This is a genomic window from Tellurirhabdus bombi (assembly GCF_021484805.1).
Classification (GTDB): Bacteria; Bacteroidota; Bacteroidia; order Cytophagales; family Spirosomataceae; genus Tellurirhabdus; species Tellurirhabdus bombi.
This window is the reverse complement of sequence record NZ_CP090557.1, coordinates 1,164,805-1,188,588: the sequence shown is the minus strand read 5'-3', so window position 1 is coordinate 1,188,588 and position 23,784 is coordinate 1,164,805. Positions and strand designations below refer to the sequence as shown.

The window sequence follows — 23,784 nt, the reverse complement described above, 5'->3', positions numbered from 1 at the left end:
AGATGGATAAGCTCCTAGCCAGGTACGTTCGAAACGAGTGTAGCCCGCAGGAAGAAAAACAGGTGATTGATTACCTGCAAAATCCTGCCAACGAACCGAAATTACACGCCAAAATGTGGGTGCAATGGCAACAGGCTCCCGCTCCCATTGATTCCGAGCCGAATTGGCAGCGGCTCTGGCAGCGCATTGAAAAACAAACCGCGCTGAAGCCGTACAAACTCGCAAACCCGTCCAACCTAAACGCCCACTTTATAAAAGGGGTTATCTGGTTATGCCTGCTTCTGGCGCTTGGATTTAGCCTTCAGTTCCTGCAGAATTGGTACATTCCCATGGCGCTAACCTACCACACGAACCCCGACGAGCGCCTTAAAATTGTCTTGCCAGACTCTTCGTCTACCGTAATTTTAAATGGTAATTCGACCTTGCATTGCTTCCCAAAGAACACCCGTCCAAATGGAAATGTCTGGATACAGGGTGAAGGGTATTTTACGGTTAGCTCACGAAAAAAAAACAACCCTCTACTCGTGCATGCCTCCCCAAAAGTTTCCTTAAAAGTGAATAAAGGAAGTTTTTATCTGTCCAATCGCGATTCTCTGACCCGATTGGTGGTGGGGCAGCATCCCATAGCCCTAATTGTTCAGCCGAGTCTTTTCGGCGCGCCTTCTGTGCAGTCTGTGCAGGAAGGAGAAATTGTTGAATTTGATAAAGGCCAGGGGCTTTTTTCTGCTGCTGGCATTGATTCTCCAGATTATTTAGATTGGGCGATCCCGTATCTGCATTAGACCACTGGGAAAGGCTTTTTTCCGATCAAGCAGGCGTTGCATTGCTGGGTAAGGACTAGTATCTTGCTAATCCTAAACTTTCTTTGCCTACGCTTTATGATGAACCTGCCTGCGAGCCGTCGCTGTTTACTTCTTTGTGTTTTATTCTTATTACTGACCGAAACGGGGTATGGTCAGACATCCAAGCGCTCCAGACGCTTCGTTAAAGCCGACAATGAAAAGACCTGGCAGATCGGCCCATTCAAAAAACTGAATTCGGTTAATCCGGTTTTACTCCCCCTGGCATCGACCACCTTTGATTGCCCGGTCCGAAAGGAGACGGTTCGTTGGGAAGAGAAAGACGTTTTTAATCCGGCTGCGGTCGTGCGGGACGGAAAGATTTACATGATCTACCGGGCCGAAGATGTGGTCGGGAAATACGCGGGTACATCCCGCCTTGGACTAGCCAGCAGCACTGACGGAATCCATTTCAAAAGGCTGCCCAAACCAGTTTTCTATCCGGCAAACGACGCCATGAAAACCTACGAATGGGAAGGCGGCTGCGAAGATCCACGCGTGATCGAAAGTCCAAATGGAGTCTATGTGATGACTTATACAGCCTACGACGGAGATAAAGCCCGGCTTTGCGTAGCGACGTCAAAAGACCTGATGAACTGGCAAAAGCAGGGTCTGGCGTTCGGAGAGGCTTACAACAACAAATACCAAAACCACTGGTCTAAATCAGGCTCTATCATTGGAAAACGGGTTGGAAGCCAGATTATCGCGCAAAAAATCAACGATAAGTACTGGATGTATTGGGGCGACCAGCAGCAACTTTACATCGCTTACTCCGATGATTTGCTGCACTGGATACCGGTTGAGCGGTCTAATGGCAAGCTCTTAGGCGTGGCCGAGTTTCGGCCTGGAAGACATGATTACCGCGTGCTGGAACCTGGCCCGTCGGCATTAATTACACCGAAAGGAATTGTGCTGATCTACAACGGCATGAACGATGCACAGCGGGGCGACCGGAGCTTGCCCGAGGGAGCCTATGCCGCCGGACAAATGCTCTTTAAGGCCGATGATCCGGTTGAACTAATTGATCGGACGGAAACGTACTTCATGAAGCCTGACCAACCGTACGAAATTGAAGGCCAGGTAAATCAGGTTTGCTTTCTGGAAGGGTTGGCTCCCTACAAAGGCAAATGGTTTTTGTATTATGGAACCGCCGACTCGAAGATCGCGGTAGCTACAGCCCCGATTAAGTAAGAAATTATTTTCTCTTAAAATAAGACCCGATGAACGTCCCGAGTACCTCCTCATTAACGTTTCAGGAATACGCGCAATACGATGCGGTTGGTTTAGCTGAATTGGTTAAAAAAGGAGACGTCTCTGCCGCCGAATTGCTTGAAACGGCCATTGCTCGGGCGGAAGCAGTCAATCCGCAACTCAACGCCATTGTGCAGCCTTTGTACGAAGAAGGGCGTAAAATGGTGTCGCAACTGCCGGTTAGCGCTCCGTTTCGGGGCGTTCCTTTTCTGGTCAAAGATCTGGAACTAGAGTGGGCGGGGACGCCATTGCGAGCTGGTTGCCGTGGCTACCAGAATTATGTCTCGACCGCAGACAGTGGCCTGGTTCAACGGATGAAAGCAGCTGGATTGGTTTTATTTGGTAAGACTAATACGCCAGAATTTGGCCTCACACCTTATACCGAGTCTAAACTTTACGGTCCGGCTCGAAACCCCTGGAAACTAACGCATTCGCCGGGCGGTTCGAGCGGCGGCTCTGCGGCGGCGGTAGCGGCTGGTATTGTCCCTGCGGCTACGGCGAGCGATGGCGGTGGATCAATTCGCATTCCGGCGGCGAACTGTGGCTTATTTGGCCTCAAACCATCGCGGGGGCGAACGTCCTTAGGTCCCCGTTTTGGCGAACTTTGGCAAGGAGCCGTAAGCAGCCATGTAGTAACAAGAACGGTACGCGACAGCGCGGCCTTACTGGATGCTCTGGCCGGCGCCACGCCGGGCGATCCTTACGGAATTGCAGCCCCCGAACGGCCTTTTACCGAAGAAATAAACCAGGAGCCGGGCCGCCTGCGAATTGCCTTTACAACCGGACATCCTTTCCTCAGCCAAAAGTTGGATCCCGAATGTGTAAAAGCCGTGCAGGAAACAGCCCGGCTCCTGGAAAGCCTGGGTCATGATGTGGAGGAAATTCCTCTTCCGTATGATGCGCCTGCCCTGAGCGAATTATTTTTTACTATGGTTCTGGCCGAAACGGGCGCTACCGTTCGGGAACTGGGTATTTACCTGGGGCGTCCGGCCCGCCGGTTGGATGTTGAGTTGAATACCTGGGCTTTGGCGCGGCTGTCCGAAGCATACTCTGCCGTTGATTTCGCTTTTCAGTTGCGGCGCTGGAATGAGTTGGCGCGTCGCATGGGTACGCTGCACGAAACGTACGACCTGTTGCTTACACCCGTCCTTTCGCGGCCACCCATTCAGATCGGCGAATTGCAAAACTCGTCTACCGAGGACCGGCTTTTAAAAATAGTAGATTCGCTGGGCGTATTGCGTCACCTGAAAGGCAGCAAGATTGTCACAGAATTAGCCGAAAAAACCTTTAGCTATATCCCCTATACGCCCATTGCAAACATGACAGGGCAGCCTTCCATGTCCGTGCCATTGCACCGTACGCCAGAGGGTTTGCCTGTTGGCCTGATGTTCACGGCGAGTATCGGCAACGAAGCCTTATTGTTCCGGTTGGCCAGTCAGTTGGAGCAAGCTAGACCCTGGCCAAAACTTGCTCCCTTAGCCGAATAGCGGATTAATTATTGAGAGAGACAAGGCGCTGAGGAAGCTGCTCACTAAGACCTGGCGTACTCAGTTTGAAGGATTTTTCAACCAGTTTGTTGCCGTCGGTAATGCGTAACGTGTAGGTGTCGTCTTTTACCTGGCTCAAATCAAACTGTTGTTGAAAGGCTTTTCCTTTTTTGGGTAAGGTGGAAGCATGCAAAACCTTGTTTTTCTTGTCTACTAATTCAATGCGTAAAGGATTGGTGGATGACGGTGAGCGCTCCACGGTCAGCCACAATTTGAGTGGGGTGGCAGCGGGATAAATAGCAGCTTCAAACGCTTTCTCCGAGTCTGACGTAGACACCGCCTGAGCGTGGGTAGGAGTGTAAGGAATGGCGGGTACCAGGGCGAACATCAGTAAGGCCTTTGCAAACACTTGAGCGATCTTTTTCATAGTATGTGTGATTTGTTGTTTACGTTTCAGACAGTGTTTCTGAGCTAATTGTTGAAAAGACGCAAGTGGAAAAGGCCGACAGCAGGATTCTGGGAAGAGTGGTAAAAAAAATAGATAAACGGTCTAAACCGGAATGTATAGGGTTATTGGGGCAAAAAAATAAGCCCAGCAGAAAGCCAGGCTTATTCTTCAAATAAATATATGATGAGATTTTAGCGGACTACAGCGTAAGTCGCTAGCATTTTAGAAGGCGATTGATCTTGTTTGATAGAATGATACCGGTCACGATACAACTGCATCATGCCTAAAATAAATAACAAGCCTAAAAATTGAACTACATCTTTTCGATTAATTCGACGGCCTAGTAAGGTGATGTATTGTTTATTCATGCTGTCCGGCAACTTGTAAGTGAAACGACATCAACTAATTTAGGGCGCCGATCATTCTAAAACAAGTCAAAATATTTATCAAAAAAAGACAAATTAAGCCGGATATCGTTAAAGTATAAAAAGATACTTATTAACTATAAATTAAGTAACTGATAATCAATATTTGGTAATAAAAATGAGGTTGTTTTTATTATATAGTAATTCAATTGAGAAATTGAAATTATAATCCATTTTTAATGCGCTTTTGGGCTTAGCGAGCATAAAAAAAGGATCTATACAGATCCTTTAGCGTCAGTAAGCAAATCATGGTTATCAGGATTGCTGAGTAACAAGGACTTTATCAGCAGAAGGCTTGTAAGCACGGTACTTATTGTGCCAAAGAAGTGTCAGCATTAAAAGCAAAATACCAACTAATAACTGCAAATAGCCCGGTAAGGCTAGCACTTGCTTGGTAGGTTCATTCAGATTGTCTTGCATGTCAATTGTAAAATGGGTGGATTGAAATACGCAGATGGTACCACTATCGCTAGTATAACATGAGCTTCCAAATATATGTTTTGAAAAATCAATACTTGTATAATATTTAGCCAGTGGTCGATTTTAGACTGTATTCTTGAATTATTCTAAGTAATTCAAGTCTTTGCTATATGTTTCGTCGAGGGTTATTAAGGCCCAAAAGCTGATAAAAAAGCAGACAAGAGCAATCAGCGCACCTGCTTCGAGGACACCAATTGTTGGTTTTAAGGCCTGAAACAACGGAATCGTCAGCAGCGTTGTCGCCCGTACGTTATTGGCAATGGAAGTGGTAGCCGTTGCGCGTAGATTAGTTCCGAAATGCTCTGCGGAGACGGTCAGAAACAAGGCAATGTAACCGATGGAAAATCCCAGCGCGAGGCAAAGTGCGTAAAAAAGACTTAGTGAGGAGACGCCGCCAAACAAATAGATAGTAACCAGCAGCGCGTTCAGCGTCATCAGCCAGCCAATGGCTTTGCGGCGGGAACGTAGCCACTGGCTCAAAGGTCCACTCAGTAAATCACCCACCGCCATACCAATATAGGTATACATGACCGCCTGCCCCGCCAGCACAGGCTCCTTGATTTCCAGTGCTTCGCCAAATTCATTGCTAAACGTAGCCAAAATACCAATGACGAAATAAGTGGGCACGGCCAGGCCCATGCAGCGAAAATACGTAAGCAAGCGGCGTCGGTTGGTAAACAAGGCCCAGAAATTACCGCGCTGAGCCGTGTTGGTTTTCATTTGCAGGAACATACCGGATTCAAAGACCGAAACGCGAAGCAGCAGCAGCCCGATTCCCATGCCGCCGCCCACAAAATAAGCAGTGCGCCAATCGAACAGAACGACCGTGAAATAAGCAACAACCGCCCCAAACAGGCCAACGCCTGCAACAAGCGAGGTTCCATAACCGCGAGTTTCTTTGGGTAAGATTTCTGCCACCAGCGTGATGCCAGCGCCTAGTTCACCAGCCAGACCAAGGCCGGCAATGAACCGCAAAAGCGCGTAGATCTCCACGTCCTGAACAAAGCCACAGGCAATATTGGCCACGGAATACGTAATGATAGAGCCAAAAAGAACCGAAAGACGTCCTTTTTTATCGCCCAAGACACCCCACAAAATCCCACCCAGTAGCAGACCCGCCTGCTGCCAGTTCAGAATCATTCCGCCGAGCCGCGAAACCTCTTCTGCGTTTAGCCCCAAATCCTTTAAGCTAGGCACCCGGACAATGTTAAAAAGCAGTAGGTCGTAGACATCCACAAAATAGCCTAACGCCGATACGATAACGGGTAGCGAAAAGAGGGTACTATATGATACAGCGGACAACTTTGTCTCTAAGGGCATGACGCAGACAGAAAGGTTGGGGTTTGGATTGGAAAGTTAATGGTTTTTCCGAATTCGGCTTTGGTGTATACATAACAAAGGGCTGCCGGAGAAACTCGGCAGCCCTTTCTGGTTCGTTTAAAGCCCAGTTTCTTATTCTTCCAGGTAATTCAGGTCTTTGCCGTGGGTTTCTGGAACTGTCAGGATGGAGTAAAAGCCAATAACAAAGCTAAGCAGACCAACAACGGCACCCGCGTTAATAACATCTAGCGACGGTTTTAAATACGTATATAAACTGGTCATCAAAATAACGAGTCCGCGCACCATGTTTGGAATGGTGGTAGCCGCCGTAGCGCGGAGGTTAGTCCCGAATTGCTCTGCCCCGATGGTAACAAACATGGCCCAATAACCGATTCCAAAGCCCATTAGTAAAGCCAGACCATACATGGTAGTTGCGCTTTTTACCCCGAAATACAAATAGACAACGCTAAAGACTAGCGTGAAGACCATGAGAAGAGCAACCGCTTTTTTGCGCGACTCAAGCACCTGGCTAAGAACACCACTCGATAGGTCACCAATGGCCAGACCGACATAGCACCACATGATAGCAAGGCCCGGCTTAATGGGCTCGTCTACGCCTAAAGCAAGCCCAAATTCATTGCTGAGGGTGGCCAAAATACCAATCACAAACCAGGTTGGCAGACCAATACCGATGCACTTCAGGTAACGGGTAAAGCGGTCCCAGTTGGTGAAAAACGCGAAGAAGTTGCCTTTCGAAATGTGTTTCTGCTCCGAGACTTCCTGAAACATGCCCGATTCGAAAACGCCTACCCGCAGAAGCAGCAGGCCAATCCCCATACCACCGCCCACAAAAAAGGCGCTTTGCCAGCTAAACAGCTCAACCGTGAAATAAGCGAAAACAGCCCCAAACAGCCCTACACCCGCCACCAGTGAGGTGCCCAGCGCGCGCAATTCTTTAGGTAAGGATTCGGAAACAAGCGTAATACCCGCGCCCAGCTCACCGGCTAGTCCAATGCCCGCGATAAAACGCATGTAGGCATAATAGTCGGCGGGCGGCATAAACGTAACTTTATCGACAAAGCCGCAGGCAATGTTGGCAATCGAATAGGTCAGGATGGAACCGAAGAGGACGGATAAGCGCCCTTTTTTATCACCCAATACGCCCCACAAGATACCGCCTAACAGCAAACCGCCCATCTGCCAGTTCAGGATGTTAACGCCAACGAGAGAAATTTGTGCGTCGGTCAGGCCCAGGTCTTTGAGACTGGGAATCCGAACGATACCAAATAGCAACAGATCATAGATGTCCACGAAGTATCCCAGAGCAGCCACAATGACGGGCAAACTAAATAAGGCGCGGTAAGAAGGTTTTTGAGGCGGGGTCAAGGTCGATTGCATCGTTTGGGCAAGAGATGATTATGGCTAACTTTATTTGGGAATAAGACGAAACAGGTGGGATTCTAACTACAAAGACGCAAACAAGTGTTAAAATTACTGCTTGTCTACCCAAAAATTACGCATTAATTTTCAGGATAATCTTGCCAAACTGCTGACTGGTCTCCAAATAGCGCAAGGCTTGCTCGGCTTCGGCGAGGGGAAATACAGCATCGACGACAGGCACCAGTTGCTTTTCGGTAACAAAATGAAGCAGATCGGCAAATTCCTGCTCCGTGCCCATGGTGGTGCCGCAGATGGTGAGCTGCTTGAAGAAGACTTTCGAGGGGGCTACGTCGGTGATGTTGCCGGTTGTGCCGCCGTAAAAAATAATCCGCCCTCCGGGAGCCGCCACGTCGATGAGTTGGACAAAGCCCGGTCCCGCCGCGCTGTCAATAATCAAGTTAAAATACCCGCTTTTGCCACTACCCGTCTGCGTCATGAGCTTTCGGGCCCAGTCTGCCTCCCGGTAGTTGACACCCCCATGCGCACCCAGCGTGCTGGCGCGTTGTAGCTTTTCATCCGACCCGGACGTAACCCAAACTTCCGCCCCGGCGGCTACGGCCATTTGCAGGGCCATCAAGGCAACTCCACCGCCAATACCCGTGATCAGCACTTTGTCTGTCGGTTGGAAAGCGCCCCGCGTCATGAGCGCCCGCCAGGCAGTAAGGCCCGCCAGGGGCAATGCCGCTGCCTGTTCAAACGTCAGGTGGTGAGGCTTGAGGTGTAAATATTTTGCTTCGATTTGCAGAAATTCGGCAAACGTGCCGTTTTGGGGCATACCCAGAATGCGGAAATCCGGTCCGTAAAAAGCGGGATTGTTCCCCCAGTTCAGCGCGCAGTTGATTAACACTGATTGCCCCAGCCAACCGGCTTCGACACCTTCGCCAAGGTCAGTAACCACCCCGGCTCCGTCGGACCCTAAAATGACCGGCAACTGAATGCGGGGGTATAAGCCCTGCTGAATAAAAACATCCCGGTGGTTGAGCGCCGCCGCTTTCAAACTGACAAGCACTTCCCCCGGCCCGGCCACTGGCTTTTCGGCCTCAGTATGCCGGGCGGGTTGGTGCAGTTCAGTTTGAACGATGGCTTTCATGGACGGTAATTTTCGATGGAATTACGGACATTTCCGTATTGCGCCAGCAGGTTTTCGGCTACTTCGCGGCTAACGCCAATTTCGCTCATGACCATTTTAGCTGCCCGGTCTTTTAACTTTTCGTTCGTGAGCTGCATATCTACCATTTTATTGCCCTTAACCCGACCAAGCTGGATCATCACCGAAGTCGAAATCATGTTGAGGACCAGTTTCTGAGCGGTGCCAGCTTTCATGCGGGTGCTACCCGTGACGAACTCCGGCCCAACCACTACTTCTACCGGATATTCGGCGGCCTGCGCAACGGCAGAACCGGGGTTACAAACAACGCAACCCGTTAGTAAACCGGCTTCGCGGGCTTTTTTCAGACCACCAATGACGTAAGGCGTACGGCCTGAGGCCGCAATGCCAATCAGCGTATCCTGTTCATCAACGTGGTAAGCTTGTAAATCTTTCCAAGCTTGGTCCCAGTCGTCTTCGGCGTTTTCAACCGCCCGGCGAATCGCGCCATCGCCACCAGCAATTAGCCCAACCACCAGATCAGGCGAAACGCCATAGGTGGGGGGGCATTCGGAGGCATCGACAACACCCAGCCGACCGCTGGTTCCGGCACCGATGTAAAAAAGCCGGCCACCTTCTTTCATCCGCTTGGTAAGTTGAGCGACCAAGGCTTCAATTTGCGGAATTGCTTTTTCAACCGCGAGCGGAACCGTTTTGTCTTCCTTATTAATATTTGTCAGTAACTCCTGTACTGACATTTGTTCTAAATGATTATAATGCGAGGATGTTTCAGTAACCATAATAGCCTTGAAATTTAGCCCAAAGTAACACTATTTATCCAACCTGACGACCACTTAGCCGTTCTTATCTGCCGTTCAGTTTTTTAGGATAAAATTAATATGCATATTGTTTGCGTTTTAAAACAAGACTTCTTTACTTTGAAGCAAGTTACGCTATCAGCGAAAATTCGCTAAATATTATGAAAGCACTTATTGTCATTATTGTACTACTTATTGACCTGGTAAAATAGGTCGGGAGAGGTACTTTGACAATTTGTTGAGGCCCTTTCCCGAACCGGAAGGGTTTTTTTATGCCAAGAAATAATTGAATACCCATGCAGGCAACCGAAACCACTACGCGACTAAACAAATACAGCGCCACCTTAACGCAGGAAATCAGTAACCCGGCTGCTCAGGCCATGCTTTATGGCGTTGGGCTGACCGAAGAGGATATGGCAAAACCACAGATTGGTATTGCTAGCACCGGCTACGAAGGAAACACGTGCAACATGCACCTGAATGGCCTTTCTGTTTATGTAAAGCAGGGCATTCAGGCCAATAATATGGTGGGTCTTATTTTCAATACCATTGGCGTATCGGATGGCATGACCAACGGCAATGACGGCATGCGTTATTCCCTGCCAAGCCGAGATCTGATTGCGGATTCCATCGAATCGGTCGTGAGTGCGCAGTGGTACGACGGTGTAATTACGGTAGTCGGTTGCGATAAAAACATGCCGGGAGCCATTATGGCCATGGCCCGCTTGGATCGTCCCGGAATCATGGTCTACGGCGGAACCATTCGATCAGGACATTATAAAGGAAAGAAATTAGACATCGTTTCGGCTTTTGAAGCGCTGGGAAAACGCTTTGCCGGTAACATTTCCGACGAAGATTTTAAAGGCGTTGTGCAGAATGCCATCCCGGGTGCGGGAGCCTGCGGTGGGATGTATACGGCCAACACCATGGCTTCGTCCATTGAGGCAATGGGCTTGAGCTTACCGTTTAGCAGCAGCTATCCGGCAACGCACGAAGGCAAGCAGGAAGAATGTAAAAAAATCGGGGTAGCCATGAAGCGTTTGCTGGAAATGGATTTAAAGCCTCGGGACATCATTACGAAAAAATCGCTGGAAAACGCGCTGACTCTAGTCATGGCGTTGGGTGGCTCGACCAACGCAACCCTGCACTACATTGCTATCGCCCGCGCGGCTGGTTTGTCCCTGACACTGGACGAAATTCAGGCGATCAGCGACCGGACTCCGTTCATTGCTGACTTGAAACCAAGTGGCAAATATTACATGGAGGATGTTCTGGAAATCGGTGGCGTACCGGCTGTTACCAAATACCTGTATCAGGAAGGATTGATTCACGGAGATTGCATGACCGTAACGGGTAAAACCGTGGCGGAAAACCTGGCCGAAGCTCCTGACCTGAATTTCGAGACGCAGAAAATCATTTTCCCGCTATCGCAGGCCATTAAGAAAACAGGCCATATCCAGATTATGTACGGCAACCTGGCACCCACGGGCGCAGTAGCCAAAATTACGGGTAAAGAAGGCTTGCGCTTTGACGGTACGGCCAAGATTTGCGAACACGAATCGGAGATCATCGACGCGCTGGCCAAAGGCGAAATTCTACCCGGCCACGTCATCGTTATCCGCAACGCGGGACCTAAAGGCGGACCCGGCATGTCGGAAATGCTGAAACCTACTTCGGCCGTGATTGGCGCAGGTTTGGGCGATAAAGTAGCCTTGATTACCGATGGGCGTTTCTCCGGTGGAACCCACGGCTTTGTGGTCGGACACATCACGCCGGAAGCATTCGACGGTGGCCCGATTGCACTCGTCAAAGAAGGCGACCGCATCACGATTGATGCTGAAACCCGCCAATTGACGCTGCACATTTCCGATGAAGAAATGGCCGAGCGGCGGAGCCAGTGGCAACAGCCAGCTCCCAGCTTTACGCGGGGCGTTTTAGGACGCTACATCCGGAGCGTGAAATCAGCCAGCGAAGGCTGCGTGACGGATGAAATGTAAGAACAAACTATTGAATACACCATAAAACAGCAGGACCTATGCAAACAACGGTCAGCGAAGTAACAGAACAGCAAGTCCAGGTAGAATCGTCCCGCGTAGCAACGCCGGAAGTAGATGCTCCGGCTAAGAAATTAATCAAACCCCTGACGGGTGCCGAAGCACTCATGCAGTCGCTGGTGGAAGAGGGGGTAGAAACGATTTTCGGCTATCCCGGCGGCGCGATTATGCCTGTCTACGATGCCCTGTATGACTATCAGGATCGCCTGAATCATATTCTGGTGCGTCACGAGCAGGGAGCGGCCCACGCTGCTGAAGGCTATGCCCGCATCAGTGGCCGTCCAGGAGTCTGTCTGGTTACTTCGGGCCCGGGTGCAACCAATCTGATCACGGGTATTGCCGATGCCATGAGCGACTCCACGCCAATTGTGTGTCTGGTCGGTCAGGTTTTCGCCAGCCTGTTGGGTACTGACGCGTTTCAGGAAACGGACGTTATTGGGGTTACGATGCCCATTACGAAATGGAATTATCAGATTACAAGTGCCGATGAGATTCCGGAAATTATCTCGAAAGCATTTTATATAGCTCAAACGGGTCGGCCCGGTCCGGTGGTGATTGATATTGCGAAAAATGCGCAGCAGGAATTAATGACCAAAGCGTTTTCGTATAAAAAATGCGAAAAAGTGGTTAGCTACCGTCCGCGCCTGATTCCAAAACAGGATCAGTTGGAAAAGGCCGCTGAGTTGATCAATAACGCCAAACGGCCTTACATTCTGGTTGGTCATGGTGTATTGATTTCTAAAGCGGAAAAAGAATTACTGGCCTTCATTGAAAAAACGGGTATTCCAGTGGCTTCCACGCTGTTAGGGCAGTCAGCGGTTCCGTGTGATCACCCGCTTTATACGGGTTGGTTGGGAATGCATGGCAACTACGGTTCGAACGTCATGACCGATGAGTGCGATGTGTTGATTGGTCTTGGAATGCGTTTTGACGACCGGGTGACGGGCAATGCGTCGAAGTTTGCGCCGCAGGCCAAAGTAATCCACATTGAAATCGATCCGGCAGAAATTGATAAAATTATCAAAGCCGAAGCGCCGGTTGTGGGCGATGCCAAAGAAGCGCTGATTCGTCTGTTGCCGCTGGTGAAAGAGAACGACCACACGGCCTGGCGGAACGAATTCCGGAAATACGACGCCATAGAGTACGAAAAAGTAAAGGCACCCGCCCTGGCTCCAACGACCGAAAAACTGAAGATGCCCGAAGTCATCGACATGCTGTCGAAAAAGACCAATGGCGAAGCGGTGATGGTGGCTGACGTTGGCCAGCACCAGATGATGACGTCTGCTTATTACCAGTACCGGCGTCCTCACAGCCTCATTACGTCCGGTGGCCTGGGCACGATGGGTTTTGCCCTTCCGGCGGCTTTTGGAGCCAAAGTAGGTGACCCAAGTCGGGAAGTTATCGCCATCATTGGCGACGGCTGTTTCCAGATGACGCTTCAGGAGTTAGGCACCATTGCCCAGAATAAGCTACCCGTTAAGGCGATTATTCTGAATAATAACTACCTCGGCATGGTTCGGCAGTGGCAGCAGTTGTTCCACAACCGTCGGTACTCGTTCGTTGAATTGCAGAATCCAGATTTTATCATGATTGCAAAAGGGTTTGGCGTCGATGGCCATACGTGCAGCAAACGAGAAGACCTTTCGGCTTCGCTGGATACGTTGCTGGCCTCCGATAAGCCTTATCTACTGGAAGTTATTGTCGAACAAGAAGAAAACGTATTTCCAATGGTTCCAGCAGGAACAAGCGTTTCTGCCATCCGATTGGAATAATTCTGACTACCATGAATACCTACACCATCTGCATATTCACGGAAAACACGATCGGGCTGCTCAACCGGATTACGATCATCTTTACCCGACGGCGGATCAATATCGAAAGCCTGACCGTATCGGAGACGGAGCGGAAGGGCGTTTCACGGTTTACCATCGTTATCAAACACGAGTCGCGCGATCACGTCGAGAAGTTGGTTCGGCAGATTCGTAAGATCGTTGAGGTAATGGCCGTATTTGGCTACCTGGATGAGGATATCGTCTCGAATGAGATTGCCCTCTTTAAGATTGCTACGCCCCTGGGTGCCACACCGCTGGATATTGAGTACATCAATAAGCACTTTAACGCCTGGGTTGTCAACTGGCAACTGGATTATGTAGTGATTGAGAAAACCGGTTCTGAAAAGCAGATTTTCGAGTTTTTCAACTACATCAAGCCGCATGGCATTATTGAATTTGTACGTTCGGGCCGTATTGCGGTCGGAAAAACAGAAAAAGGGCTGGTTGAATACCTGCCCGATGTCGAGTGGGAATATTACCTGTAATTAGTTTTTTACCTCTATAAATCCATCTGAACAATGGCAAAAATCAACTTCGGCGGCACAGAAGAAAGCGTTGTAACCCGCGAAGAATTTCCTCTTGAGAAAGCCAGAGAAGTACTCAGCAATGAAACTATCGCTGTTATTGGCTACGGTGTACAAGGCCCAGGTCAGTCGCTGAACATGCGCGACAACGGGTTCAATGTAATCGTTGGACAGCGGAAAGGCAAAACGTACGACAAGGCAGTTGCGGACGGCTGGGTGCCAGGCGAAACCTTGTTTGAAATTGAAGAAGCGCTGGAAAAAGGCACCATCATATGCTTCCTGCTCTCGGATGCAGCCCAGATTGAATTGTGGCCAACCGTGAAAAAATACCTGACAACGGGAAAATCCCTGTACTTCTCGCACGGTTTCGGCGTGACTTACAAAGATCAGACAGGCATTATTCCTCCGGCTGAAGTAGACGTATTCCTGGTTGCTCCAAAAGGTTCTGGAACGTCGTTGCGTCGGATGTTTGTTGAAGGTAAAGGACTGAACTCCAGCTTTGCCATCTATCAGGATGCGTCGGGTCAAGCCCGCGAAAAATGCATCGCCATGGGTATTGGTGTGGGTTCTGGTTACTTGTTTGAAACCGACTTCTACCGCGAAGTTACGTCCGACTTAACGGGCGAGCGTGGTACGCTGATGGGAGCCATTCAGGGAATCTTTGCTGCTCAGTACGAAGTATTGCGCTCAAACGGCCACTCGCCTTCGGAAGCATTCAACGAAACGGTTGAAGAACTGACGCAATCGCTGATGCCACTCGTAGCCGAAAACGGAATGGACTGGATGTATGCCAACTGTTCAACAACGGCCCAGCGCGGTGCCCTTGACTGGTGGAAGCCTTTCCGCGATGCTACCAAGCCTGTTTTTGAGCAACTGTACAATTCAGTTAAAGCCGGTGAGCAGGCGAACATCTCAATCACGCGTAACTCACAGTCTGACTACCGCGAGAAGCTGGAAGAAGAATTGAAAGAGCTCCGCGACTCAGAAATGTGGCAGGCTGGTAAGGCCGTTCGCAGCTTGCGTCCGGAACGTAACTAGATTTATAAAGCAGGAAAGGAGGCGGAAGAAAATAAAAGCTTTCCACAATCCTTTCCTGCTAGTACTACCGTCAACGCTGAAAAAAATGTAATTTTACAAGACAAGCGTTTCAGCAGCCAGACGAACGAAAAGTAAAACCAGCATGAGCAACGTGGTTGAAGAGAAGGCAATGGTGTTTCCGGAAGTAGACAACATCTACTTAGCTGCCGAGCGCCTGCGAAATGTGGCTGCGCACACACCCCTCCAGGAGAATTTGAGTTTGTCGGAGCGCTACGGGGCTACCATTTTTCTGAAAAGGGAAGATTTGCAGGTCGTACGATCGTATAAGATTCGGGGAGCTTACAACAAAATGGCCAGTCTGCCCGCTGAGGCACTATCTAAAGGAGTTGTATGCGCCAGTGCCGGTAACCATGCTCAGGGCGTGGCCTACGCTTGCCGCAAGATGGCTGTCAAAGGAATTATCTTTATGCCAACCACGACGCCTAACCAGAAAGTGAAGCAGGTAAAACTGTTCGGAAAGGAGTTCGTGGAGGTTGTGCTGACGGGAGATACCTACGACGATGCCTACCACACCGCAATTGACTACGTGGAAACGCACGATAGCACGTTTGTCCACCCATTCGATGACGTACAGGTCATGGAAGGACAAGGAACGGTGGGGCTGGAAATTTTTCGGGATGCCGATTTTAAAATTGATTACCTGCTGATGGCCATTGGTGGTGGCGGTCTGGCAGCGGGTGTGTCAACCGTTTTTCAGCAATTGAGTCCCCGAACAAAGCTGATCGGTGTGGAGCCTTTGGGCTCGCCGTCCATGCAGATGGCCATGGAAGCCGGTCATGTAGTTACGCTGGATGAAATTGATAAGTTTGTTGATGGAGCGGCGGTTAAGCGTGTAGGCACCATGACCTTTGAGGTGTGCCGCAAAAACCTCGACCGCATTTTGTTAATACCGGAAGGAAAAGTCTGCACCACCATCCTGCGCTTGTACAACGAAGAAGCGATTGTAGCCGAGCCGGCGGGGGCGTTAACCATTGCCGCGCTGGACTTTCTGAAAGATGAAATTAAAGGGAAAAATGTGGTCTGCCTGGTGAGCGGCGGAAACAACGACATTACCCGAACTGAAGAAATTAAAGAGCGCTCGTTGCTCTACGAAGGACTAAAGCACTACTTCATCATTCGCTTCGTGCAGCGCGCGGGCGCCATGCGGGAGTTTTTGAGTGATGTGCTTGGACCAAACGACGACATTACCCTGTTTGAGTATTCCAAAAAAACCAATCGTGAACGCGGTCCCGCGCTCATTGGCGTTGAACTCAAACACAAAAGCGATTTTGAGCCTCTACTGCAACGCATGCGGGATGCCAAAATCCACTTCGAATACCTGAATGACAAGCCGGACTTGTTTGAATTTTTGATTTAAGTTATGTCAACTCCTACAACACTCTTCGATAAAATCTGGGATGCCCACGTCGTCAAGGCGATGGAAGGTGGTCCGGACGCCGTATTCATCGACCGTCATTTCATTCACGAAGTGACGAGCCCGCAAGCTTTTGATGGGTTGCGCAAACGAGGTATTGGCGTATTTAATACGAAGCGCACCACGGCCACCGCCGACCACAACGTTCCAACGAAAGACCAGCACCTGCCCATCAAAGAAGCATTGTCGCGGCACCAGGTTGAGACGTTGCGGAAAAACTGCGCGGAGTTTGGCGTTGAATTATACGATCTAGGACATCCCTTCCAGGGAATTGTCCACATCATCGGACCAGAACTAGGGCTAACTCTGCCGGGAATGACCATCGTGTGCGGCGACAGCCACACCAGCACGCACGGCGCTTTCGGAAACGTGGCCTTTGGCATTGGAACCAGCGAAGTGGAGCAGGTACTGGCTACGCAGTGCATTTTGCAGTACAAGCCGAAGCGGATGCGCATCAACGTCAATGGCCAGTTGGCCAATGGGGTTACCTCAAAAGACATTATTCTATACATCATCTCGAAAATTTCGGCCAGCGGCGCAACGGGCTATTTCGTTGAGTACGCGGGCGATACCATACGGGGCCTGTCGATGGAAGCGCGGATGACCATCTGCAACATGAGCATCGAAATGGGTGCGCGTGGCGGTCTGATCGCTCCCGATGAAACCACGTTTGAATACATCCGGGGCCGTCGGTTTGCTCCGCAAGGCGAAGCGTTCGACGAAGCCGTGGCTCACTGGCAAACCCTGAAAACGGACGAGGGTGCGGAATTTGACGTTGAATTGAATTACCAGGCAGAAGATATTGGGCCTATGATTACCTACGGAACTAATCCGGGGATGGGCATCAAAATCAACGACCACGTTCCGAATCTGAACGAAATTCCAGAAAGCGAGCTGGCTTCCTACACGAAGTCTTTGGCTTATATGGGCTTAGAGCCGGGAGCCGAACTGCTGGACAAACCCGTTGATTACGTTTTCATTGGCTCTTGTACCAACGCCCGTATCGAAGACCTGCGCACGGTAGCCGAGTTTGTGAAAGGCAAGAAAAAGGCCGAAGGCGTCGAGGTTTGGGTTGTGCCGGGATCGGTGCAGGTTTCCAACCAGGCCAAAGCTGAAGGGCTGGATCAGGTTTTCCTCGAAGCGGGTTTTGAACTCCGTGAGCCGGGTTGCTCGGCCTGTCTGGGAATGAACGAAGACAAAGTTCCGGCGGGTAAATACTGCATTTCAACATCCAACCGTAATTTTGAAGGGCGGCAAGGACCGGGTGCACGCACGTTTCTGGCTAGTCCGATTACGGCTGCCGCCGCCGCTGTGACGGGCAAAGTAATGGATGTACGGGAGTTGGTGTAATGACTGAAGAACTGGACAATGGCAAACGAGACCTTACATAAATTAGTGGCATCGGCAACTCCCTTGCCGATCGAAAATATTGATACAGACCAGATTATCCCCGCCCGTTTCCTGAAAGCAACCACGCGCGAGGGATTTGGAGACAACCTGTTCCGGGATTGGCGGTACAACGCAGACAATACGCCAAAAGCAGATTTTGTACTTAACAATCCAACCTACGCGGGTGCGCAAATTCTGGTGGCTGGCAAAAACTTTGGCATGGGTTCCAGCCGGGAACACGCCGCCTGGGCCATCCACGATTACGGCTTCCGGGTCGTGATTTCGAGCTTCTTTGCGGATATTTTTAAAAATAACGCCCTAAACACGTTTGTTTTGCCGGCTCAGGTATCAGACGCATTTCTGGCGGAAGTATTCAAGGCCATTGAAGCAAATCCGCACACCCAGATTACGGTTGATCTGGAAAATCAGGAAATCGTTCTGGAAAACGGTGTGAAAGAATCATTTGCCATCAACGCCTATAAAAAAGCGTGCCTGATGAACGGCTACGATGACATCGATTACCTGTTGAGCTTGAACGAAGAAATTAAACAATACGATTTAGCGCATACAAATTTTGAATGAGCGAAAGAGCGAATGAGCGAATAAGTAAGGTTTGTACCCATTCGCTCATTCACTCGTTCATTCATTCGCTCATTGAAGAGGGATGAAAAAACACATTGTCGTCATTGCCGGAGACGGTATAGGTCAGGAAGTAACTACTGTTGGAAAACAGGTATTGGATAAAATTGCCGAGAAATTTGGCCATGAGTTTACGTACGATGAAGCCCTGATTGGGCACGCGGCTATTGAAGCAACGGGCAACCCAATTCCAGAGGAGACCATTACGAAATCGAAACAATCGGACGCTATCCTGTTTGGTGCGGTAGGCCATCCAAAATACGATAACGATCCGACGGCCAAAGTTCGTCCTGAGCAAGGGTTGTTGGGCATTCGGAAGGCATTGGGACTCTACGCCAATCTACGCCCGATCAAGCTATTCGATGAACTGCTACAGGCATCGAGCATCAAACCGGAATTTTTGCAGGGCGCTGATATTCTGTTTTTCCGCGAACTGACCGGCGACGTGTATTTTGGCGAAAAAGGCCGCAAAGACGAAGGCGATACGGCTTATGATCTGATGATTTATAGCCGTTACGAAATTGAGCGTATTGCGGTTAAAGCGTTTGAGGCGGCCATGACACGTCGGAAAAAACTTTGTTCGGTGGATAAAGCCAACGTGCTGGAATCGTCGCGCTTGTGGCGGGAAGTGGTGCAGGAAGTAGCCAAGCGGTATCCAGAAGTCGAAGTGGAACACCAGTTTATCGATGCCGCTGCCATGTTACTCATCAAAGATCCGCGTCGGTTCGATGTGGTGCTGACGGGCAACCTGTTCGGCGATATTCTGACCGACGAAGCGTCGCAGATTGCGGGTTCAATGGGTATGCTGGCCTCGGCTTCCGTTGGTGATACGACCGGCCTTTATGAGCCAATTCACGGTTCTGCGCACGATATTACCGGTAAAGGTGTTGCTAATCCATTGGCTTCCGTGCTTTCAGTAGCCTTGATGCTGGACATTTCGTTTGGCCTCAAAGAAGAAGCCGAAGCGGTTGTAAACGCTGTTGATGCCGTCTTAAAAGCCGGTTACCGAACTCGGGATATTGCCAACGCCAATACACCAGCAGACCTGATTCTGGGTACAGAAACCATGGGACAAAAGCTGTTGGAATTGTTATAAATCAAAAGTGGTATACCCGCTACAGCACAACATAAATTATACGCACGCAGACAAACTATTACTTAAAATTTCAGTACCATGAGCCAGCGAATTTATATTTTCGACACCACCTTGCGCGACGGCGAACAAGTGCCGGGGTGCCAGCTGACCACCGAAGAAAAGGTCGTAGTGGCCAAAGAACTGGAACGGCTAGGAGTTGATATTATCGAAGCTGGCTTTCCGGTTTCGAGCCCGGGCGACTTCCGGTCGGTTGTGGAGATTTCACGTGCCGTGACCGAGCCAACCGTTTGTGCACTTTCGCGGGCTGTTCAGGGAGATATTGATGCCGCTGCTCAAGCGCTGAAAGAAGCCAAGCGTGGTCGGATTCATACCGGAATTGGGTCGTCTGATATTCACATTCGGAACAAGTTTAATAGTTCCCGGGAAAAGATTCTGGAGCAGGCCGTTGCCGCCACAAAATACGCCCGGAATCTGATTGATGATGTCGAATTTTACGCCGAAGATGCCGGACGCGCGGATCTCGAATTTCTAGCTCGGCTGGTTGAATCGGTCATTGCGGCGGGAGCAACCGTGGTCAATATTCCTGACACAACCGGTTATTGCTTACCGCAGCAGTACGGCGACAAAATCAAATACATTTACGACCACGTTCCGAACGTAGACAAAGCCATTATTTCGATTCACTGCCACAACGACCTGGGTCTGGCCACGGCCAACACCTTGTCGGGCGTGCTCAACGGAGCGCGTCAGGTCGAGGTGACGATCAACGGCATTGGCGAACGGGCCGGAAATACATCTTTGGAGGAAATTGTCATGGCGTTGCAGGTGCACAAAGATTTGGGTTTGTATACCAACGTGGACCCGAAGCGGTTGTTCCCGGTTAGCCAGCTTGTCTCCGAAATGATGCACATGCCCGTACAGGCGAACAAAGCCATTGTTGGCCGTAATGCCTTCGCGCACTCGTCTGGCATTCACCAGGATGGTTTCCTGAAGCATTCGGAAAACTACGAAATTATCAATCCGCAGGACGTAGGCGTCGATAAATCACTGATTGTGCTGACAGCCCGCAGTGGTCGCCACGCGCTGAAGCACCGCCTGGAATTGCTGGGTTATCGGTACGACAAACCGGCCCTGGATACGATCTACAGCCGCTTCCTCGACATGGCCGATATTCGGAAAGAGGTAAATGATAAAGATTTGATGGAGTTGGTTCGCTAATTCAATCAACGAGAAGCCGGATAAAAGTCCGGCTTTTTTTGTTATCTTGACGTAGAACTAAATGCAACCTGCAATGGCACGACCAACCCCCGAACTCATTGATGCCCTTCGCCGCACGGCCCGCAAACTCAGTGATGGTGCTCCGTATATGTGGGGACACATGGGCGGCTGCAACTGCGGCAACCTTGCTCAGGAAATCACGAAACTGACCAAAGACCAGATTCATGCGTACGCCATGGAGCGCTACGGCGATTGGAATGACCAGGTAGCAGACTATTGCCCCACCAGCCACATGCCCATTGATCTGCTCATTAGCGAAATGCTGGCGGCTGGCCTGACCACCACGGATCTGAAGAATTTAGAAAAGCTGTCGGACCCGCAGATTCTGCGCCGCCTGCCCTCGGAAAACCGCTTCTTGAAGCATAATCGACGCGATGATGTGGTTTTGTATCTAAACGAATGGGCAATGCTGTTGGAAGAAGCGTTTCTTGCCAACGTTAAATTGCCATCCTTTTCCCTACAACCGATAGTAGAGGTTTAGTAAAAGGCGTCTTCAATGTGCTTTACCTGAATCTGCTCGTTGGCAAGGGTCACGGCAACGATATCAAAGCGAATGTCGTGGTGCCAGTCTTTAGCATAAATGTAATGCTCCGCAGCGCGTTTGATCAGGCGTACTTTGGTGTAGGATACAAACTCCTCCGGGTTGCCAAAGGATAGATTGCTACGGGTTTTTACTTCTACAAAAAGCATTGTTTTGTCTTTCCTGGCAATCAAATCAATTTCCGATTGCTGATGACGAAAGTTTCTTTCCAGAATCTGGTAGCCTTTCTGCTCGAGGTAACGGGCGGCGCGTTCTTCTCCCTGCTTACCAATTTCGTTGTGCTGTGCCATGCCGTTGTATGGTGGTTTTGTGCTTACTTAGTCGTTAGACGCAGCCAAGAACCAATAGGAACGAAAAGGGGGGCATTTTGCGTTTTTCTATATAGATGTTCGCCATATGAATCAACGAATTAACAGACAGGTACACGTTCAGGATTTAGGATCAATTGACTATAAAACGGCCTGGGACTATCAGGAAGGACTCTTAGCCGATATTGTTTCCCGCAAGACCCAGAACCGGAGTTTATCCACCGACCAGCAGCAATTAACCCCGAATTATTTGCTTTTTTGTGAACATCCGCACGTTTATACGCTGGGGAAAAGCGGCAAAGCTGACAACCTGCTGGCCAACGATGCGTTTCTGGAAGCCATTGGCGCTACGTATTATAAAATCAATCGGGGAGGAGATATTACCTACCACGGACCGGGTCAGCTGGTTGGCTATCCCATTCTGGACCTGGACAACTTCTTCACCGACATTCACAAATACATGCGTTTTCTGGAAGAAGCCATTATCCGGACGCTGGCTGAGTATGGACTGGATGCCGGTCGCATTGACGGGTTAACGGGCGTTTGGCTGGACTATGAAACGCAACAGGCACCGCGTAAGATTTGTGCTCTGGGCGTAAAAGCCAGTCGTTGGGTAACCATGCACGGCTTTGCCCTGAATGTAAATACGGATTTGAGTTACTTCAATCACATCGTTCCGTGCGGAATTGCCGACAAGGCCGTTACATCAATGCAGCAGGAACTTGGGCGGCCCGTGCCGTTTGCTGAAGTAGCAGAGCACGTCCGGAGACATCTGGTAAACCTGTTTGATATGGAGTTAGTTGAGTTATTAAAAGAAGAAGTATAATGAAGAAAGATATTTCATTTCTGCCGGTGGAAGGCGTGCGGGTTGTGATCGCTCGCCAACTGAATGAACTGAATCAATACGATTGGAAAGTGTATTTGATCAACCAGAATACCGTTACGATTACCAACGTATTTGTTACGTCGAAAGGGTACGGGTTTCAGGATGACATCAAGCAGGAAACGTCTACCTTGCGGCACTATTTTACAGAACTAAAACCCGGTGAATATCAGGGCGTTGAAAGCATCGCTCCCGAAGTATTTCATCTTAACAATGAATATTGGGTGAGTTATTTTATTGACGGCCAAATATTTGACAAAAAGTTTATCTTCGTGCCGGACAGCATCACCGAACAAAACCTAATTTCCATTAACGAGTTAGGATTGGAAGGGATTCTGCACGAATAAACCTGAAAAATTAGCCTACCCACCTCGCCTATGCAAGCTGACAACTGGAAGCGAAAGTTGAAGAATGTCCTGTTTATGGACTTAAAAACGGTTGCCTCAACGGCTAAGTTCAATCAACTGGATGCGCGCTTGCAACGCCAGTGGGGCCAGAAAATCAGCCTTTTCCGCAAAGAGGAGAATTGGTCGGTGCAGGAATGGTATGACAACCGGGCCTCTTATTATGCCGAGTACGGACGCATTCTTGGCATTGCTTTCGGCGGTTTGTATTGGGATGACAACGAGGTGCCGCACCTGAAGGTTAAAACCTTATTTGAAGAAGATGAGCGGAAACTGTTGCAGCAGTTTGTGCAGGTTATTGAGCGGTATCCGGCTGATGAACTGAGTCTTTGCGCCCACAATGGCCGCGAGTTTGACTATCCGTTCTTTTGCCGCCGCCTGATGATTCAGGGTTTACCCTTGCCGAAAACGCTGCAATTAACGGGGCGAAAGCCGTGGGAAAACCCGCACTTGGATACGCTTGAGCTATGGCGTTTTGGCGATAGTCGGCATTATGTTCCACTGGAAGTGCTGGCCGCCGTATTAAACCTTCCGACAGAACAACTCGAACTGACGGGCGATCAGGTGAGCCGAATCTATTACGAAGAGGGAGATGTGGCAAAAATAAGAAAATATGCCCTTGAATCGGTAGTTACATTGGTTCAGACCTATCTTCGGCTAATAGGGGCACCGCTGATTGAAGAGGCAAACATTACACGAGTTGATTAACAATTCCTTTTTTAACATTAA

22 protein-coding genes are annotated in these 23,784 nt (G+C 49.7%); 16 read left to right on the top strand and 6 right to left on the bottom strand.

The features are described 5' to 3' along the window. Positions 1–2 precede the first annotated feature (2 nt). The 3 genes from L0Y31_RS05080 (at position 3) to L0Y31_RS05070 (ending at position 3,577) form a co-directional block, all read left to right on the top strand. Positions 3–782 carry a FecR domain-containing protein gene (locus L0Y31_RS05080; RefSeq protein ID WP_234736051.1) on the top strand — a complete coding sequence of 260 codons (780 nt, stop codon included), beginning with the start codon at positions 3–5 and terminating at the stop codon, positions 780–782. A 99-nt stretch (positions 783–881) separates the two neighbouring features. After that, entirely contained in the window at positions 882–2,030 is a 1,149-nt protein-coding gene (locus L0Y31_RS05075) for a glycoside hydrolase family 130 protein (protein WP_234737121.1), read from the top strand. Positions 2,031–2,059: 29 nt separating this feature from the next. Next, a complete protein-coding gene (locus L0Y31_RS05070) occupies positions 2,060–3,577 on the top strand; it encodes an amidase (RefSeq protein ID WP_234736050.1) in 1,518 nt (505 codons plus the stop codon). Between the two features lie 4 nt (positions 3,578–3,581). Here L0Y31_RS05070 and L0Y31_RS05065 read toward each other — a convergent pair whose 3' ends face one another. From L0Y31_RS05065 to murQ, 5 genes are all read right to left on the bottom strand, one after another. Further along, entirely contained in the window at positions 3,582–4,004 is a 423-nt protein-coding gene (locus L0Y31_RS05065; protein WP_234736049.1) for a hypothetical protein, read from the bottom strand. A gap of 1,007 nt (positions 4,005–5,011) precedes the next feature. Beyond that, entirely contained in the window at positions 5,012–6,250 is a 1,239-nt protein-coding gene (locus tag L0Y31_RS05060; RefSeq protein ID WP_234736048.1) for an MFS transporter, read from the bottom strand. Between the two features lie 132 nt (positions 6,251–6,382). Continuing rightward, complete coding sequence (locus tag L0Y31_RS05055; protein ID WP_234736047.1) at positions 6,383–7,648, bottom strand: MFS transporter; 1,266 nt, start codon at positions 7,646–7,648, stop codon at positions 6,383–6,385. Positions 7,649–7,763: 115 nt separating this feature from the next. Further along, positions 7,764–8,780 (bottom strand): quinone oxidoreductase family protein, encoded by a 1,017-nt coding sequence (locus L0Y31_RS05050; protein ID WP_234736046.1) that lies wholly within the window; start codon positions 8,778–8,780, stop codon positions 7,764–7,766. Then, positions 8,777–9,577 carry an N-acetylmuramic acid 6-phosphate etherase gene (gene murQ / locus L0Y31_RS05045; RefSeq protein ID WP_234736045.1) on the bottom strand — a complete coding sequence of 267 codons (801 nt, stop codon included), beginning with the start codon at positions 9,575–9,577 and terminating at the stop codon, positions 8,777–8,779. Before murQ ends, L0Y31_RS05050 begins: the two co-directional genes overlap by 4 nt. Positions 9,578–9,891: 314 nt before the next feature. Here murQ and ilvD point away from each other — a divergent pair, with 314 nt between their 5' ends. From ilvD to L0Y31_RS04995, 10 genes are all read left to right on the top strand, one after another. After that, positions 9,892–11,592: a dihydroxy-acid dehydratase gene (gene ilvD, locus L0Y31_RS05040; RefSeq protein WP_234736044.1), complete on the top strand. Its 1,701-nt coding sequence runs from the start codon at positions 9,892–9,894 to the stop codon at positions 11,590–11,592. 38 nt (positions 11,593–11,630) lie between these two features. Continuing rightward, the gene (ilvB, locus tag L0Y31_RS05035) at positions 11,631–13,421 is read left to right on the top strand and encodes a biosynthetic-type acetolactate synthase large subunit (protein WP_234736043.1); all 1,791 of its coding nucleotides are present in this window, start codon (positions 11,631–11,633) and stop codon (positions 13,419–13,421) included. Positions 13,422–13,432: 11 nt separating this feature from the next. Further along, positions 13,433–13,966, top strand: coding sequence for an acetolactate synthase small subunit (gene ilvN, locus L0Y31_RS05030; protein ID WP_234736042.1), 534 nt, complete (start codon positions 13,433–13,435; stop codon positions 13,964–13,966). A gap of 33 nt (positions 13,967–13,999) precedes the next feature. After that, a complete protein-coding gene (gene ilvC / locus L0Y31_RS05025; RefSeq protein WP_234736041.1) occupies positions 14,000–15,043 on the top strand; it encodes a ketol-acid reductoisomerase in 1,044 nt (347 codons plus the stop codon). 142 nt (positions 15,044–15,185) lie between these two features. Then, entirely contained in the window at positions 15,186–16,460 is a 1,275-nt protein-coding gene (gene ilvA / locus L0Y31_RS05020; protein WP_234736040.1) for a threonine ammonia-lyase IlvA, read from the top strand. 3 nt (positions 16,461–16,463) lie between these two features. Next, on the top strand, positions 16,464–17,867 hold the full coding sequence (gene leuC, locus L0Y31_RS05015; protein ID WP_234736039.1) for a 3-isopropylmalate dehydratase large subunit: 1,404 nt from the start codon (positions 16,464–16,466) through the stop codon (positions 17,865–17,867). 18 nt (positions 17,868–17,885) lie between these two features. Further along, positions 17,886–18,488, top strand: coding sequence for a 3-isopropylmalate dehydratase small subunit (gene leuD / locus L0Y31_RS05010; protein WP_234736038.1), 603 nt, complete (start codon positions 17,886–17,888; stop codon positions 18,486–18,488). 82 nt (positions 18,489–18,570) lie between these two features. Then, a complete protein-coding gene (gene leuB, locus L0Y31_RS05005; RefSeq protein WP_234736037.1) occupies positions 18,571–19,641 on the top strand; it encodes a 3-isopropylmalate dehydrogenase in 1,071 nt (356 codons plus the stop codon). A gap of 78 nt (positions 19,642–19,719) precedes the next feature. Beyond that, positions 19,720–20,859 carry a 2-isopropylmalate synthase gene (locus tag L0Y31_RS05000; protein ID WP_234736036.1) on the top strand — a complete coding sequence of 380 codons (1,140 nt, stop codon included), beginning with the start codon at positions 19,720–19,722 and terminating at the stop codon, positions 20,857–20,859. A 73-nt stretch (positions 20,860–20,932) separates the two neighbouring features. After that, complete coding sequence (locus L0Y31_RS04995; RefSeq protein WP_234736035.1) at positions 20,933–21,400, top strand: hypothetical protein; 468 nt, start codon at positions 20,933–20,935, stop codon at positions 21,398–21,400. Here the strand turns inward: L0Y31_RS04995 and L0Y31_RS04990 are convergent. Further along, positions 21,397–21,750, bottom strand: coding sequence for a YraN family protein (locus L0Y31_RS04990; RefSeq protein WP_234736034.1), 354 nt, complete (start codon positions 21,748–21,750; stop codon positions 21,397–21,399). The two genes, L0Y31_RS04995 and L0Y31_RS04990, sit on opposite strands and share 4 nt — an antisense overlap. 106 nt (positions 21,751–21,856) lie before the next feature. Here L0Y31_RS04990 and lipB point away from each other — a divergent pair, with 106 nt between their 5' ends. The 3 genes from lipB to L0Y31_RS04975 are packed head-to-tail and all read left to right on the top strand — an operon-like array spanning position 21,857 to position 23,763. Further along, the gene (gene lipB / locus L0Y31_RS04985; protein WP_234736033.1) at positions 21,857–22,594 is read left to right on the top strand and encodes a lipoyl(octanoyl) transferase LipB; all 738 of its coding nucleotides are present in this window, start codon (positions 21,857–21,859) and stop codon (positions 22,592–22,594) included. Then, positions 22,594–22,998, top strand: a complete 405-nt coding sequence (locus L0Y31_RS04980) for a hypothetical protein (protein WP_234736032.1) — start codon at positions 22,594–22,596, stop codon at positions 22,996–22,998. Before lipB ends, L0Y31_RS04980 begins: the two co-directional genes overlap by 1 nt. Before the next feature lie 30 nt (positions 22,999–23,028). Next, complete coding sequence (locus L0Y31_RS04975; protein WP_234736031.1) at positions 23,029–23,763, top strand: ribonuclease H-like domain-containing protein; 735 nt, start codon at positions 23,029–23,031, stop codon at positions 23,761–23,763. Positions 23,764–23,784 lie beyond the last annotated feature (21 nt).